The sequence below is a fragment of the Afipia sp. GAS231 genome (genome assembly GCF_900103365.1).
Lineage (GTDB): Bacteria > Pseudomonadota > Alphaproteobacteria > Rhizobiales > Xanthobacteraceae > Bradyrhizobium.
On the sequence record NZ_LT629703.1, the window covers coordinates 800321 to 815739 of the forward strand.

General features: G+C 62.3%; 10 protein-coding genes. 1 reads left to right on the forward strand and 9 read right to left on the reverse strand.

The window, feature by feature from the left end:
• Positions 1 to 52: 52 nt before the first annotated feature.
• The 7 genes from BLS26_RS03800 to BLS26_RS03830 all read right to left on the reverse strand — a co-directional run bounded on the left by BLS26_RS03800 (position 53) and on the right by BLS26_RS03830 (position 12172).
• On the reverse strand, positions 53 to 3208 hold the full coding sequence (locus BLS26_RS03800; protein WP_092508576.1) for an efflux RND transporter permease subunit: 3156 nt from the start codon (positions 3206 to 3208) through the stop codon (positions 53 to 55).
• A gap of 4 nt (positions 3209 to 3212) precedes the next feature.
• Positions 3213 to 4316 (reverse strand): efflux RND transporter periplasmic adaptor subunit, encoded by a 1104-nt coding sequence (locus tag BLS26_RS03805; protein ID WP_092508578.1) that lies wholly within the window; start codon positions 4314 to 4316, stop codon positions 3213 to 3215.
• A 379-nt stretch (positions 4317 to 4695) separates the two neighbouring features.
• Complete coding sequence (locus BLS26_RS03810; protein ID WP_092508580.1) at positions 4696 to 7929, reverse strand: ABC transporter substrate-binding protein; 3234 nt, start codon at positions 7927 to 7929, stop codon at positions 4696 to 4698.
• Between the two features lie 86 nt (positions 7930 to 8015).
• The gene (locus tag BLS26_RS03815; RefSeq protein ID WP_092508582.1) at positions 8016 to 9326 is read right to left on the reverse strand and encodes an MFS transporter; all 1311 of its coding nucleotides are present in this window, start codon (positions 9324 to 9326) and stop codon (positions 8016 to 8018) included.
• 74 nt (positions 9327 to 9400) lie between these two features.
• Entirely contained in the window at positions 9401 to 10642 is a 1242-nt protein-coding gene (locus BLS26_RS03820; protein WP_092508584.1) for a cytochrome P450, read from the reverse strand.
• A 66-nt stretch (positions 10643 to 10708) separates the two neighbouring features.
• Positions 10709 to 11029 (reverse strand): 2Fe-2S iron-sulfur cluster-binding protein, encoded by a 321-nt coding sequence (locus BLS26_RS03825; RefSeq protein ID WP_092508586.1) that lies wholly within the window; start codon positions 11027 to 11029, stop codon positions 10709 to 10711.
• Between the two features lie 162 nt (positions 11030 to 11191).
• A complete protein-coding gene (locus BLS26_RS03830; RefSeq protein WP_244541828.1) occupies positions 11192 to 12172 on the reverse strand; it encodes a TauD/TfdA family dioxygenase in 981 nt (326 codons plus the stop codon).
• On the opposite strand from BLS26_RS03830, the gene BLS26_RS03835 reads away from it, so the two are divergent.
• Positions 12159 to 12938 (forward strand): IclR family transcriptional regulator C-terminal domain-containing protein, encoded by a 780-nt coding sequence (locus tag BLS26_RS03835; protein WP_092508589.1) that lies wholly within the window; start codon positions 12159 to 12161, stop codon positions 12936 to 12938. The genes BLS26_RS03830 and BLS26_RS03835 overlap by 14 nt on opposite strands.
• A gap of 43 nt (positions 12939 to 12981) precedes the next feature.
• Here BLS26_RS03835 and BLS26_RS03840 read toward each other — a convergent pair whose 3' ends face one another.
• Positions 12982 to 13602, reverse strand: a complete 621-nt coding sequence (locus BLS26_RS03840) for a hypothetical protein (protein ID WP_371360775.1) — start codon at positions 13600 to 13602, stop codon at positions 12982 to 12984.
• 39 nt (positions 13603 to 13641) lie between these two features.
• Positions 13642 to 15399 carry an adhesin gene (locus BLS26_RS03845; RefSeq protein ID WP_244541829.1) on the reverse strand — a complete coding sequence of 586 codons (1758 nt, stop codon included), beginning with the start codon at positions 15397 to 15399 and terminating at the stop codon, positions 13642 to 13644.
• Positions 15400 to 15419 lie beyond the last annotated feature (20 nt).

A 15419-nucleotide genomic window follows, 5' to 3' on the forward strand; every position in this document is an offset into this window, starting at 1 on the left:
CGGCCCGTAGCCGAAGTTATTCTTATTCCTTCGGCGTGGCGCGGCACGTCCATCATTCCGCCGGGCCGGCGCTGGGCTCAGCCGCTTTTTGCGGACGGACCGATGGCCTGATCCGTTCGCGCATCATCTGGAAGACGACGTAAAGCGGCGGAATGACGAAGACTCCGATGAACGATGAGAAGATCATACCGCCAAACACCGGGGTTCCAACGTCGCGCCGCGCGAGCTGCGAGGCGCCGACGGCGACCACCAGAGGAAGCAGACCAAGGATGAAGGCGAACGACGTCATCATCACAGGGCGGAAGCGCTGCCTCGCGCCCTCGGTTGCGGCCTCGAGCAATGGCACCCCGTGCTCGCGCTTCTCCTTGGCAAACTCGACGATCAGAATGCCGTTCTTGGCGGCAAGGCCGATCAGCACGATGATGCCGATTTGCGCATAGAGATCGAGCGTCAGACCGGCGAGCACAATCGCAGCAAACGATCCCAGGATGCCAACCGTCACCGACAGCAGCACCGGTACCGGAATGGTCCAGCTTTCGTAGAGTCCAACCAGGAAGAGATAGGCGAACAGTACCGCGAAACCGAGAATGATCCCGGTCTTGCCCTCGGCGCGCTTCTCCTGGAATGCCGTATCAGTCCATTCGCCTGCAAAACCCGGAGGAAGTGCGCGCGCGGCTACCTCTTCCATGGCCTTGAGCGCTTGCCCCGAGGAGACGCCAGGCGCAGGTGCACCTTGAACTGTAACCGCACGCAGGTTGTTGTAGCGGATCAGTGACGGCGGACCGACCACGACGCGGACCTCCACCAGACTCCTGAGCGGGATCATCTGTCCTTTGCCATTGCGGACGTTGATCCGATAAATGTCGTCGATACTGGCCCGGTCGGCTGCTTCGGCCTGAACTTGCACCTGCCAGGTACGGCCGTACAGGTTCATGTTGTTGACGAAATACCCGCCGAGGGAAGCCTGTAGTGCCTGAAAGACTGAGCTCAACGGCACGCCGAGGATCTGCGCCTTGTCGCGGTCGATGTCGAGATAGATCGAGGGGTTCGTTGCCGAGAAGGTGCTGAACACGCGGCTCAGCTGCGGATCCTGATTGGCGGCAACCATCAGTCCGCGGACGACCTGCGCGAGCGCCTTCGGGTCGCCGCCGCGGAGATCCTCCACCACGTAGGCGAATCCACCCCCGGTGCCGAGACCGACGATCGGCGGCGGCGCGAGGGGTACGACGATGCCGCCCTGGATCTGGCGGAGCTTGGCACCAAGTCGCTTGATGACCTCTTGCGCCCCGAGGGACGGATCCTTGCGCTCGTCGAAGGGCTTGAACGACAACACCATGAACGCGGCGTTCGACTGCGAGTAGTTGTCGATGAAGTTCAGTCCGATCGCTGACGTGTAGTCGGCGACAGCCGGCTCCTCTTTCACGATGGCTTCGGCCTGGCGGATCACCTCCGACGTCCGTTCGACCGACGCGCCGCCCGGCAATTGGGCGACAACAAAGAGTGCGCCCTGGTCGTCCTCGGGCAAAAATCCCGTCGGGGTGATCTTCGTCAGGCTCACGACGCCGACCCCGCAGACCGCGACCGCAACGAGGCCGATAACGGAAATCCGGACGATGCGGGCAACCGCATCCCCATAGGCGTCGCGCACGCGATCGATCGAGCGCATCACAAACCCCATCGCGCCGCGACGAGGTCCGTGCTGCGGCCGCAGCAAGACCCCGCAGAGCGCGGGCGACAAGGTGAGCGCGTTGATCGCGGAGAGAAACATCGCGACCGCGACGGTGACCGCAAACTGGCGGAACAGCTCACCGGAAATGCCGGGGATGAACGCCACCGGCACAAACACCGACAGCAGCACCAGCGTGATCGCGATGATGGGGGCGGTGATCTCGCGCATCGCCAGCTTGGTCGCCTCGCCGGGGGAAAGCTCCGGATGCTCCTCCATCACCCTCTCGACGTTCTCGACCACCACGATGGCATCGTCGACGACGATGCCGATGGCCAGCACGATCGCGAGAAGGGAGACCGTGTTGGCGGAATAGCCGACCGCCTTGAGCACGATGAAGGCGCCGACCAGGCTGACCGGCACCGCAAACATCGGGATCAAGGTGGCCCGTATGCTGCCGAGGAACAAAAAGACCACGACGACGACAAGGACGAATGCCTCTAGCAGCGTCTTCTGCACCTCATGGATCGTATCGGTGACGAAAGTTGTCGGATCGTAGGTGACCTTCCACGCGAGATCGTCGGGGAATCGCTTTTGCAGCTCGGTAAGGCGCTCGCGCACGGCCTTGAGGGTGGCAATGGCATTGGCGCCCGGCGATTGGAAGACTGCGATCACCGCCGCAGGGCCGCCATTGAAGCGCGTATCCCGGTCCAGATTGGCGGCGCCCAGTTCCAGCCTCGCAACATCGCTGAGACGCAGCACGGACCCGTCCGGATTGGTGCGCACGGCGATGTTGCCGAATTCCTCAGGCGAATCCAGGCGGCCCTTGGTCTGAATGTTGAGCTGCAGCTGCTGATCGTCTGAAATTGGCCGCGCGCCGATGCGTCCGACCGCGGCCTGGACGTTCTGCGACTGGATGGCATTAATAATGTCGCCGGTCGTCAGGTTCAGCCCGGTCAGCCTGTCGGTTCGAACCCACGCGCGCATCGCGTAGTCCTGCGGGCCCCACAGATAGGCGTCGCCGACGCCCGCGGTATTCTTGACGGGGTCGAGCAGATTGATGGTGACGTAGTTGGAGATGAACAACGGATCGTGCGTATGCTTCGGCGAATAGACGGCGATCACGCCGAGCAGGGCCGAGGACTTCTTCTTGACCGTGATGCCTTGCTTCTGGACGTCAGGCGGCAGCTGCGACAAGGCGACCTGGACGCGGTTATTGACGTTGACAGCGTTGATGTCGGGGTCGGTGCCGAGCTCGAAAGAACATGTCAGCGTGTAGCTGCCGTCATCGCCGCTCACACTTTTCATGTAGATCATCTTGTCGACGCCGACGACTTGCGCCTCGATCGGCTGCGCGACGGTCGCATCGACAACACCGGAATTGGCTCCGGGATAGAAGGTCGTGACCGAGACCTGGGGTGGAACGATATCGGGGTACTGCGCAATAGGAATCGAGAACAGCGCCAGGAACCCCGCGATGGTCGTCACGATGGCGATGACGATCGCGAGCCGCGGCCGGTCGACGAAGATGGCGGAGAGCATTGGATCAGCTCCTTTTGAGCGTTGTCACCGGGCTAGCCTTGACCGGCGCACCGGGGCGCACCCCCTGCAATCCTTCGACAATAACCTGCTCGCTCCCGGACAGGCCTTCCTGGACGACGGTATCCGTTCCGCTCTCCCCTCCGGGTTTGATCCGCTTCACAACGGCTTTGCCATCCTCGACCACGAAGACGTAGACACCTTCCTGGTCGGCGATCAGCGCCGATTGCGGAACTACGACCATTTCCTTTGGCGTGCCGCTTTCGAGCGTCACCCGCACCAGCTGGCCGTCGGTCAGTCCGCCGGCCGGATTTGGGAACGTGGCGCGCACCAGCACCGTGTCGGTGGCACGATCAACCGTCACGTCGACGAAATTGATCTGGCCGGTTTGGTCGTAGGTCGCGCCGTCGGCAAAGCGAAGCCTGGCCTTGATCGCCTTGAGGTCGACCTGGTGAGCGTCCTCTTTCGCGCGCAGGAAATCGCGCTGGCTTACGGGAAACGTCACATACATCGGCTCCTGGCTCACGACGACGGTGAGCGGGCCGCTTTCGGGTCCGACGACATTGCCCTTGGTGATGTTGGTGCGGCCGATCCGCCCCGAGACCGGCGCGACGATGTCGGTGTAGCCAAGATTGATTTTGGCGGTTTGCAGGCTGGCCTCGTCGCTCATGATCTGGCCTTTCGCCTGCTCGTCCGCGGCAAGCGCCTGATCCCGCGCAACGGTTGTCCCGGCGTTCTTTGCCAGCAGGTCCTCCGCCCGCGCGAGTTGCGCTTCGGTGAGCACTTTCGAAGCCTTGCTGCGTGCCAGGGCGCCGTCCGCCTGCTCGACCGCTGCCTGGAACAGCCCCTTCTCTATGCGATAGAGGGGATCATTTTCCTTGATCGGGTCCCCCTCCTTGAACAGCATCGCTTCCAGGAACCCCTGTACCCGCGCCCGTATCTCGACGCGATTAACCGCTTCCACCCGCCCGACGAAATCGAGCGTCTTCTCGATCGCCTTGTGTTCGGCCTTGACGACGCCGACCGGAATGGCGGCCGGTTGCGCCTGTTGCGCACCGGCCGGGACCACGAGTCCGCAAACCATAAATACGGTGCAGATTACGGTTCGCATTGCAGCCTCCTGTGGCGTCTTGCTTGTTCGATTCGATCGCGATCCTGCCTTAAGAATTGGAGATAGCCACTCGTTCGGCGCCCGCCGCCATCGGCGCAACCGGACGCGGCACCGGCGCCTCGGACATTCTCCACGCACGCGGATTTGGCGATCATCGACGGCGCCATCCTCCTAAGCCTGGAATAATGCTGCACCGATGGATCGCTGCATTGCGCGCACCACGCGCACAGTGACGGGGAAATATCGAAGGTCCGACGTCGCGCCAGTTCAACCGCAAGTGTATCGACAAGTACGCTCGTCGTAAACTCATTCTGGAGCGTCCACGAGAATTACGTTTAGCGGACACTACTGACGACTGCCCTGACTGCGTCACCGGCGGTCACTGACCAACTTTCTCGGGGACATCGGCTGCCCGCTCCTCGCATTCCTTCAGCATGAATTTGGCCACGGGATCTCCGGGAAACTTGTCAAGGATGGCGCGATAGCCACGCGCGGCCGCCGTGAAATCGCCCGCCTCCATCTGTTGCGAGGCTTGCCAGGTCATCGCGCTCAGTTGTTCGTCCCGATCGCGAACCTTGAGGTCCGGATCATCGCTGGCGCGAAGACCGAGCAATTCATAGATCATGAACTCGGTCTTGCGGCCTTTCACCTGCACTCGCTTGAGCGGACGGGCGAGTATTTCGACCTTTGCCTGTTCGTAGACATTGTCACTGATGCAGATCGTGGTGCCAAACAGCTTGTTGATGCCTTCGAGGCGCGCGGCGACGTTCACGCCGTCGCCCAGGGCAGTGTAGCTCAGCCGGGTTGATGAGCCGACGTTGCCAACCAGGACGGTGGCGGAATTCAGCCCAATCCGGATTCGGATTCGTGGTCGCCCTTCGGCCTCCCAGGTATCGTTGACGCGCTCCATGCGCCGCGCCGCCCGCAAGGCGCCGGCGCACGCGCGAAGGACGTGGTCAGGGTGCCGAACCGGGGCATTCCAGAATGCCATGACACCGTCGCCGATGAACTTGTCGATGGTTCCGCCCTCCTCGGAGATCGCGCGGGAGACCTCTTCGAGGTAGGTCGAGATCTGAACCAGAAGGTCATCGGGCGCGAGGGTCTCGGAGTGGCTGGAGAAGTTCTCCAGGTCGGAAAAGAACACAGTGAGAGAGCTTGGCTCGACGCCCAAGGTCAACGGAATGCCCGACTTGATGAGCTGTCGAACCACATCGAGCGGAACGAACGACGAGAACGATTTCAGCGAGTTGCGAAGCAGTGAAGCTGCGTGTTCCAGCTTCGCGATCTCCCGGATGTTGGACGGTTGCGACGTCGGTTCGTCGAATTGCAGGCTTTCGATGGCCTGTAGCTGCTGCGACACGTTTTCGACTGGCCGCGACAGCCCACGGGATGCGAAATAGATGAAGAAGAGCTCGATCATGGTGAGGATGATGATCACGACCATGATCAATCGATTGGTCGCCTTCAATGTCCCCACGAAATCGTCGATCGGCGTCAGCGTTATCACCTGCCAGGGCTGACCGAAACCATCCGGAAAATTGGCGAATGCCGCGATCACGTCTTCTCCGTTCGCCGGGGACCGGAAGGCGAAGCTGTCGGCGTCGGCGCGCGCATGCTGGCGAGAGGCCTCGCGCACGTCCGGATCGTCGATATCGGCCAGGGTTGCGATCGTGAGTTTGCTATTCTCGACGCGCACGCCCTTCTGCATATTCGGGAAGGCGATGATCTTGCCGTCGTTGCGGTCGGCGATGAGGGTTGTGCTGTGCGCGCTGGCGCGGTGTTTGTCCAGAAAGTGCGACAGCACGTCCATGGTGATGTTGGCCGACGCGCAGCCGATGAAATCGACACCATGGAATATTGGAACGCGCAAGGAGAGAATGGGAAAGCCGGTGTCGGGGTTGATCGAGGGTTCGGTCACCGCGAGTGTCCGCGTCGTCTTGGCCGTCTGATAACCGGGCAAGGCGCGGATGTCGAGGTCGGTAGCGACGTTGTATTCGTCGACTTCATGAGGCCATATGTCGAAGAATTTGCGATGGCGGACCCGCGAGAGCCCAAAGGTGATCGCGTCGATGTAGCTGGCGTGCCAGTTTGCGGCAGCCACAATACGGCGGTCGGCACGCCTGCGATCCTCGTCGATCCGGGTAACGACACGATGATAACCATCCTCGAAGCTGACATAGACGGCGTCGATATGCTCTGCGGAGGTCAGTGCGCGGTACAAGAGATCATTGCTTTGCTCAGTACGGAAATAGCCGGAATCCGCGGCGGCCACAGTGGCGAGAATGCGCAGCGGGCTTTCAGTGCTCTCGATCAGGCTCTTGGTGCGCTCGACGCCGGCCCGGCTGGTCTGCGCAACCGCATCGTCCAGGATCGACACCATGCCGGCCGAATTCTTGTTGTAATTGTAGATCAGGATGAAGATGAGAACCGGAATACTGAGGCCGATGAACAGCAGCGACATGATCAGGCTCAGTCGGGGCCGCCCGATTGCGGCGATCGGCGGAAGCACTGCCAGCCAGGCAAACGCGGCCGCCACGGAACGACGACGGCGGTAGGCAAGATAAGCCAGCGCCGCAGTCACCGATCCGAGCAGTAGCGGCATCGACCAAGCGCGCATGCCGCTATCACTTCCTTGCCAGATCAGCGCCTCCGGCAGCGCATCGTCGCTTAGCAGGCCGAGCTGGTGATAGGTCGCCGCGATGCGTCGCCAGCGCGCGGGATCCTGCGCACCGATCAGATCCGGATCGTGCCCAACCAACATTGCCGTGCGCGTCGCCTCGAACAGGAGGGCCTCGCGGCTTTTGGCTTTGGAATAGGTCCTGAGAATGAGATCGACCGTCGCTTCCTTGTGGGCCACGGCATAGGCCCAACCCTTCAGACTAGCTGCCCTAAACGCGGCCGCTCGGTCCGGGTGGGCTTTCACCTGCGCTTCGGAGGCACACAAATTGTCGCCATAGAAATCGACTCCGTACTCGCTCGGCGAGAACGTGCGGTAGGCGGCGCCAAGCCGCTCAAGGACGAACGGCTCGTTGGTGCTGTAGGCAACCATCGCGTCAGCCGAGCCCGCCAGAAGATCGCGTGGGTCGCCGCGGTGGTCGATCCGCGGCATTCCCCTGTAATCCACCCCTTCGTGCTTCAGCATTGCAGCGATTTCATCGCTGCCCGGGGCGTCCATCAGCGTACGGCCGCGCAAATCCGACACGCTGCTGATGTCGGCCCGGCGCGGCACGAGGATGATGGCCGGGGACTGCTGGAAAATGACCGCCAGCACGACCAAGCGGAGCCCCTTCGCCCACTCGCGCAACACGCTGGCACTGCAGATTCCAAAGTCGGCCTTGCCGCCGGCGACCGCTTCGGCGACTTCAACGTCCGGACCGCCCTCGCGGATGGTGACGTCGAGGCCGGCGTCGCGATAGAAGCCCTGCTCGAGCGCCGCGTAGTAGCCGGCGAACTGGAACTGGTGCTTCCATTTGAGCTGCAGGGAAACTTGCTCAAGGGCAACGGCTGGGTGCAATGGCAGCAGCAACAGGCATGCCGCAATGGTCAGCGTTGCAAGCTTCGGCCAGACCTGGGTCGCTCTGTCCTTGACAGCTACCAGCCTACTCCGTGCCACAGCGCATCTCCTGATGCCGAGCGACCGATTGACAGTCTATATCTGCCAATCACGGGAGTCGATGCAGCGCTTGGCTGCGCCGACCTTCACAAGGCTAATTCGGCGTTAACCAGGCGATTCCGTGTTGCCACGGCCGCCGCATCGGCGGCAGCGAACCGTGTGGCTTCCGCCTCCGGACGCAGAAAGGCCATCCCGACCAAACCGCCGATAAGGCTCACAATGCCGCAGATCAGGAAACCCTGGTGGAAGCCTTCGGAAGCAGTGGCGCCAGTTTCGATAACGCGCCCCATTATATAGGGTGCCAGCAGCCCCGCCGATGTCGCCACCGCGGTGACGATCGTCAGCATCGCGCCACGCTGCGACACCGGCGTGAACTCGCTGACAATCGCTGGACTGAGGACATAGATCACCGACGGAAGCGAAATCCCCAACACAAGAAGTGCCAGGTTCAGCGTGGGCGCTTCGACATGCGGCATGACAATCAGCGCAATCCCTCCCAAGGCGACCGCGCCGCCGCCGATCAAACTGCGCGCAACGAAGCTCGAATAGCCGCGTGCGAGCAGGTTTTGCGAAAGCCAGCCGGCGCCGATGACGATGAAGACATTGCAGGCCCACGGCAGGGTACTGAGCCACCCGGCCTGTTGCTGGGTATATCCGAGACCTTTGATCAGATAATGCGGTAGCCATGCGATCATCAGCGACAGACCCCAATAGGCGCCGAAGCCCGATGCGCATGCCGCGAGTACGGTGGGATTAAGCAAAAGGCGGCGATAGGGAATCCGTCCGAATGATCGTCCCTCGGTTGGCGCTGGCGTTTCGATGAGAGTGCCTTCGCGTCCGAACGCCAGCCACGCAAGCGCCCAGACCAGGCCGGTCACTCCGAGCGCTGCGAAAGCCCAATGCCAGGAATAGTGCACGATGAGATAGTTGAGGCCGGGTAGTGCCAGCACCACACCGATGCTCGCCCCCTGGGAGATCATCGCGGTGGGAAATGTGCGAAGTTCATTGGGAAACCACTTGTAGGCCGAGTGCAGCGCCACCGGATACGCCGGGCCTTCGCCTGCGCCGAGCAGCACGCGGCAGGCAATCAGCGTTGTGAAGCCGATCGAGCCAGCCATGGGAAACTGGGTAACCGCCCAGATCAACCCCATGGCCAGCAGCGCCCAACGGGTCTGAATGCGATTGACGACGAAGCCCGTGAGGACGCCGGACACCGCATACAGAAAGAAGAAACTGGAACCGACGAGGCCGAACTGGCTCGGCGTCAATTCCAGATCCTTCATGATCGGGGCTGCCGCAAGTCCGATCACCGCCTTGTCCGCGAAATTGATCAGCATGAACAGAAATAGAAGGAGGACGATGACCCAACCGTATCTTGACGGCTTCTGCGCGCTCATATGCTTGCTCCCGCTTCGTGAATGCCGACCTTCCGCGAAATCTGAGTGCTGGACGCGCGGCGCGTCGCCAGCCGCTACGCCGGAATCCGCACCGGGAGAGACTTGTAGCCGTGGACGAAGCTGGAATAGACGCGTTCGGGCTCGCCGACGACCTCGATGGTGGGATAGCGCTTCAACGCCTCCTCCCACAGGATTTTCAACTGCAATTCCGCGAGCCTATTCCCGACGCAGCGATGAATCCCGAAGCCAAACGAGAGGTGCTGCCGGGCGCGCGGGCGATCGATCATGAACTTGTTCGGACTGTCGATCACCTCGTCGTCGCGATTTCCAGAAATGTACCACATGACCACCTTCGCACCCTTCCTGATCTGCTTGCCCCCGATTTCTGCGTCCGCAAGCGCAGTGCGCCGCATGTGCGCAAGCGGCGTCTGATAGCGGATGATTTCAGACACCATGTTGGCGATGAGGCCGGGGTCGTCGCGCAGTTTTTGGTATTGATCCGGATTCTGGTTCAGAAACAGCAAGCCGCCGGTAATCGAATTCCGGGTGGTATCGTTGCCACCCACGATCAGCAGAATCAGATTTCCCAGAAACTCCTTCGGTCCCATGTTTCTGGTTGCGGGCGAGTGCGCCAGCATCGAAATGAGATCGCTTCTGGGCTCTGCATTTACCCGTTCGTTCCAGAGCCTGGTGAAGTACTCCAGGCAGTTCTTCAATTCAGACAGCCGGGCCTCTTCCGTGTCGAACATCCCTCCAGGACCGATGGGGGCCGTGGCCGCGTCGGACCAATAGGTGAGCAAGCGTCGATCTTGCAGCGGAAAATCGAACAGCGTCGCCAACATCTGAGTGGTCAGTTCGATGGACACCCGATCCACCCAGTCGAACGTCTCGTTGACGGGCAACGAGTCGAGAATTGCGCAAGCTCTAACGCGAATGAGGTGTTCAAGTTTGGCCAGGTTGCCGGGCGCGACGATCGGGCTCACGGTCTTGCGCTGCTCGTCATGCTTCGGCGGATCCATCGCAATGAAATTGGGTGTTCGAAATTCTTCGGGCCGATCCAGGATGGTTATGCCGCCCTCCGAGGAAAAAACGGTGTGATTGGTATCGACCTGCATGATGTCCTTGTACTTGGTGATCGACCAATAGGGTCCGAACGCGCTTTCCCGGCAATAGTGGACGGGGTCCTCGCGGCGCAATCGCTCGAAATACGGCCAGATGGTTCCATCCTGAAAGAGCTGTGGGTCGCTGACATCGATCTGATCAAGCGCGATATCGTCCACATGGGCCTTGGCGGATTGAATGGTTTGCGTGCACATGCGGAATTCTCCAAATGTCTGTCAATATCGAGGACCAATTCCAACGCGCGGCCGATCGGCTCGCGGTCAGTGCTGCGCCTCAGGCAAGCTCACAACGAGGCCGTCCAACTGATCGTTCATCTTGATTTGGCACGATAGACGCGAATTGGGTTGCGCGAGCGCGGCGAAGTCGAGCAGCGCCGCCTCCTGCGCCCCCTGAGGTCCGACCCTTTCGAGCCAGCGAGGGTCGACATACACGTGACAGGTCGCGCAAGCGCACTCGCCGCCGCAATCGGCATCGATGCCCGTGATCTGGTGGTCGATTGCGCCCTGCATCACCGAAAGACCCGACGGCAAGTCGATTTCGCGCTCGGTTCCGGTGTATTCGACAAAGGTGATCTTGGGCATGGCTGCTGCTTCCTCTGATTGATGTGACGTTCACGCCGCGCGCTCCTGCATCGACAACCGCATTGTCCGCGGTTGTCTTGCCTGGTCTCTCCGATGGCGCGTTGCTGGCCCGTCTGTCGCGAGCGCCGGCGTCACCGCCGCCCGCCGTCCAAAATCACCGTATCAGCTACGGTAAAACGGCTTGTCGCCGCAGATGGTCACGCGATGACCATAGCGTCGCTCCGGGAAATAATCCCACAGCGCGTGGTGCTGTGCGCTGCGATTGTCCCAGAAGGCAATCGAGCCCGGCTGCCATTTGAAGCGGCACATGAACTCCGGCGTCTCGACATGCCGGTACAACATCTCGAGCAGCGCCGCGCTCTCCTGCTTCTTCAACTGCGGAATGTGAGTGGTGAAGCCGCGGTTGACGTAGAGCGCTTTCCGTCCGGTGACGGGATGGGTGCGGATCACCGGATGTTCCGATTGTGGGAACTGCATGTCGGCGCGATCCTTCGCGTTGTGACGATAGGGATGCGCCTTGTTGCTGTCATGGACCGCCGTGCAACCCTCAAGCAGATGCCGTATCGGCTCCGAAAGGGCGTCGTAGGCGGAATACATATTTGCGAACATGGTGTCGCCGCCGCCGCTTGCAGGTGTCTCCTGCATGTAGAGGATCGAGCCCATGGGCGGTTCCTCGTCGCAGGACACGTCGGAGTGCCATTCTTCTCCGGCAACCCGTTTCGACTTTTCGTCGGCCTTGATCACCAGGATTTCGGGGTGACCCTCGATCAGCTGCGGCGCATTGGGGTGCACATGCAGCTTGCCGAACCGGCGGCCGAAGTCCTTGTGCTGCTCCGGCGTCAGCTTCTGGTCACGAAAGAATATCACCAGGTTTTCCATGAGCGCGTCATGCACCTCCTGGAATTGCTGGTTACCCAGCTGCCCGCCGAGATCGACACCGAAAATCTCCGCGCCGATGGTCGGGGTCAGTTTACGCACTTCGATTGACTGATATGCCATTGCGTTTCCTCCATATCGACGCTGGTCTGTCCGCGCGTCCTGGCTTTCCTTGCAGGAGAAAACGCAAAACGGCTTGCTGATTCTGAGCAGATTCCGTAATACGGAACGCTGGACGGGAGACATTTCCGCCATGGGTGCGAGCAAGCCGGTAGAACCAGTGGTGCGGGCACTGAAGTTGCTGGAGGCGCTTAATCGCAAATCCGCGAGCAGCCTCGGCGATTTGCGCGCGGCCACGGGCTTGCCGAAGCCAACGCTGATCCGCCTCCTGGACACCCTGATCGCGGCGGGATACGGCGCCCGCATCTCGAGCGAGGCCGGCTACCGGATCACCGAGCATGTGTTGTCGCTCTCGATCGGCCTTCGCTTCGTAGATCGCATCGTCGACGCCGCTATGCCGGCGATGAGCCAATTCACCCGGGAACACGATTGGCCGATCGGGCTCGCCAAGGTCCGTGACGCCGTTGTGGTGCTTCTGCACAGCACCGCGCCGCAAAGTCCTCTTTCATTCGAGCGGGCTGGATACAATCGGACCTATCCGCTCATACCCAGCGCGCTCGGACAGGCCTACCTGGCATTCTGCCCCGCGGAAGAAAGACGGCGTTTGATCCGAGAGTTGCTTCCCGCTTCCGAGCTCAGCGTTTTAGGTATGCGCAACACCGAAGCGCTCGAGGCGCATCTCGCCGTAGTTCGACAACGCGGCTATGCGGTAACGCTATCGCCGCGTCCTTTTAAGGTGCTTGGGCTCGCGGTTCCGGTGCGGCAGCGCCGCCAGGTGCTCGCCTGTCTCGTGATGCGTTTTCCGCGATCGGTCATGACGCATGAACAGGCGGCCGATCGTTACCTCGGATCGCTCAACGCAACTGCGCGCACCATTGTGACGGCGCTCGCAACGCAGGACAGCACAAACTGATTACCGCAACCAATCTGTTGGCGCTGCTCGCTTGCGGGTCGGCTTATTTTGGTTGCTGGTTGTCGGCCGGCTTGTGCTCCGGTGGCCCGGGCTTGATCGCGGGGGCGGACTTTGCTGGAGCAGGCTGCTTGGCCCCATTTGCCGCAGGCTGCTTTTGCGCAGCCGGCGGCGGGAGCGGTTCAGGCGCAGCAGGCCCGCTCTGTCCGATCGAGACCGAGATGCCGAACAGCCGCCATTGCCCGTTCACCGGCGCAAACGCCAGATCGAAATTGACCTGGGTCGGCACCGACGGAAAGAAGCCCGCCATGCGCATCATGCCGTTGGCCTCGATCTGTGGGAGCAGATTGAGCTGCGGATCGATTACCGCAACGCCCGACAGGTCGAGATTGTCATTCCGCAGCTTGGCGAATATCTCGCCGAGCCGAGCCGCCGAGTTGGATTGAAAGCCGGGAGCGCCGATGTCGCGCAGCACAGTGTAATTGCCGGTCTTGTTGGCCTGATCGAGCGCCAGCAGCGACGAGCGGACCAGGATCAACACGCCATTGCGGTCGATTTGCGCCGGCTTGGGCGCTTGCGCCGGTGTCTCGGCGCGACCAGCGGACGCGACCGTAGCTATCGCAGCCGCAAAGACCAAAACGCGCCAGCTTCGTGATGCGCCAGTCACCACCCTGCCCTTTCGACTGCGACAGAGATGCGCACCGGATTAGAACTCGCCGCCGAGGCCGACATAGGCCGTGTGCTGGTTGCCGCCGCCATTGCCGTAGCCGCCGACGACATTGAGCGGGAAGCTGGTGTGAAGGCGGTATGCGAAACCGACGCCGACGCCGTATTCGCTCTGAAACGTGGAGCCGCGGATCTGCCATGTCACTTTGCCCGGAGCCGAAGGCATCGGCGCGCTTGCGGTCGCGACGGCCGCGGCGATGCCGCGACGCGCCTCGGTGCGGTTGTCGCCGACCTGCGACTGCAATGAGCTGATCTGGGACTGGAAGCCCGAGTTGAAGCTCGAAAGCTGGCTCACATTGACCGCATCGGTCGGATTGATGCCCGCCGCCACATTGGTCAGCCTTCGCTCGTTTCCGGCGGTGCCGAACGACACGGTGTTCGCCAGCGTCGCCACCGATCCGGAGCCGATCGCGACCGAGTTTGTCGCCAGCGCCTGCGCACCGACACCAAGCGCGGTCGCGCCGGTCGCGCCGGCAACGCTGCCCTGACCGACGGCGGTGGTAGCATCGCCGTTGGCGAAAGCGCCCTGCCCAAATGCGCTCGCGGTGGCGCCGTTGGCGAAGCTGTTGACCCCCATCGCGGTGGCGAAGGCGCCGCTTGCGTTGCTGCTCACGCCGGTTGCGGTCGCCTGGAGGCCATTGGCGATGCTGCTCTCGCCGATCGCGGTCGCGAAAGTGCCGGTTGCCGAACTGAACGCGCCCATCGCGGTCGCGCTGACGCCGGTGGCGTTGCTGGACTTGCCCGTCGCGGTGGCGAAGTCGCCGTTCGCGCTGCTGTTCACGCCGGTTGCTGTTGCGTTGGCGCCGGTGGCATTGCTGCTCACGCCGATCGCGGTCGCCTGGGCGCCATTGGCGACACTGCTCTCGCCGATCGCGGTCGCAAAGGTGCCGGTTGCCGCGCTGAACGCGCCCATGGCGGTCGCGCTGACGCCGGTGGCGTTGCTGGACTTGCCCGTCGCGGTGGCGAAGTCGCCGTTGGCGGTGCTGTTCACACCGGTTGTGGTAGCGTTGGTGCCGGTGGCATTGCTGCTCACACCGATCGCGGTCGCCTGGGCGCCATTGGCAACACTGCTCTCGCCGATCGCGGTCGCGAAGGTACCGGTCGCGGTGCTGAACGCCCCCATCGCGCTCGCGCTGACGCCAGCGGCGTTGCTGGACTTACCAGTCGCGGTCGCAAAGTCGCCGATCGCGAAGGCGTTGACGCCGGTCGCGGTCGCATTGGCGCCGTTCGCTTTGCTGCCAGCGCCCGTCGCGGTTGCCTCCAGTCCATTGGCGGTGCTGAGTACGCCCGTCGCGGTCGCAAAGCTGCCGTTCGCCAAGGCGTTGACGCCGGTCGCGGTCGCCTCGGCGCCATTGGCGGTGCTGAGCACGCCGATGGCGGTCGCGAAGGCGCCGGTCGCGTTGCTCTGCACACCCGTCGCCGTCGCGGTGTCGCCGGTTGCGGTGGCGGCGGCGCCATAGGCGGTCGCATTCGCGCCGGTGGTCGTGGCGCCCGAGCCGACCGCGGTGGCGTTTCCTGACGGCGCATTGTTGACGCCGCCGCCCGCAGCATAGTCGGCCGCCCGAACCGGGCTAACTCCGGTGGACAGGCATGCCGCGACGCCAGCGGCCAGAGCCAGCCCACGGCAGGTCCAGGCCGAGGTGGCGCCGCCGGCCAGCACTGTGGACCGCTGGTGTTGCGGATAAACCAAATCAGAAGCACGCTGCAACGCGCCTGTCCGCAATTTGTCGGTCATCATCGGCCCCGTTTCCGCTACTG

What these genes read in the sequence shown, in the direction of transcription:
- BLS26_RS03845 (WP_244541829.1), bottom strand. Translation starts at nt 15,399, where the DNA reads ATGATGACCGACAAATTGCGGACAGGCGCGTTGCAGCGTGCTTCTGAT.
- BLS26_RS03815 (WP_092508582.1), bottom strand. Translation starts at nt 9,326, where the DNA reads ATGAGCGCGCAGAAGCCGTCAAGATACGGTTGGGTCATCGTCCTCCTT.
- BLS26_RS03820 (WP_092508584.1), bottom strand. Translation starts at nt 10,642, where the DNA reads ATGTGCACGCAAACCATTCAATCCGCCAAGGCCCATGTGGACGATATC.
- BLS26_RS03835 (WP_092508589.1), top strand. Translation starts at nt 12,159, where the DNA reads ATGGGTGCGAGCAAGCCGGTAGAACCAGTGGTGCGGGCACTGAAGTTG.
- BLS26_RS03805 (WP_092508578.1), bottom strand. Translation starts at nt 4,316, where the DNA reads ATGCGAACCGTAATCTGCACCGTATTTATGGTTTGCGGACTCGTGGTC.
- BLS26_RS03800 (WP_092508576.1), bottom strand. Translation starts at nt 3,208, where the DNA reads ATGCTCTCCGCCATCTTCGTCGACCGGCCGCGGCTCGCGATCGTCATC.
- BLS26_RS03825 (WP_092508586.1), bottom strand. Translation starts at nt 11,029, where the DNA reads ATGCCCAAGATCACCTTTGTCGAATACACCGGAACCGAGCGCGAAATC.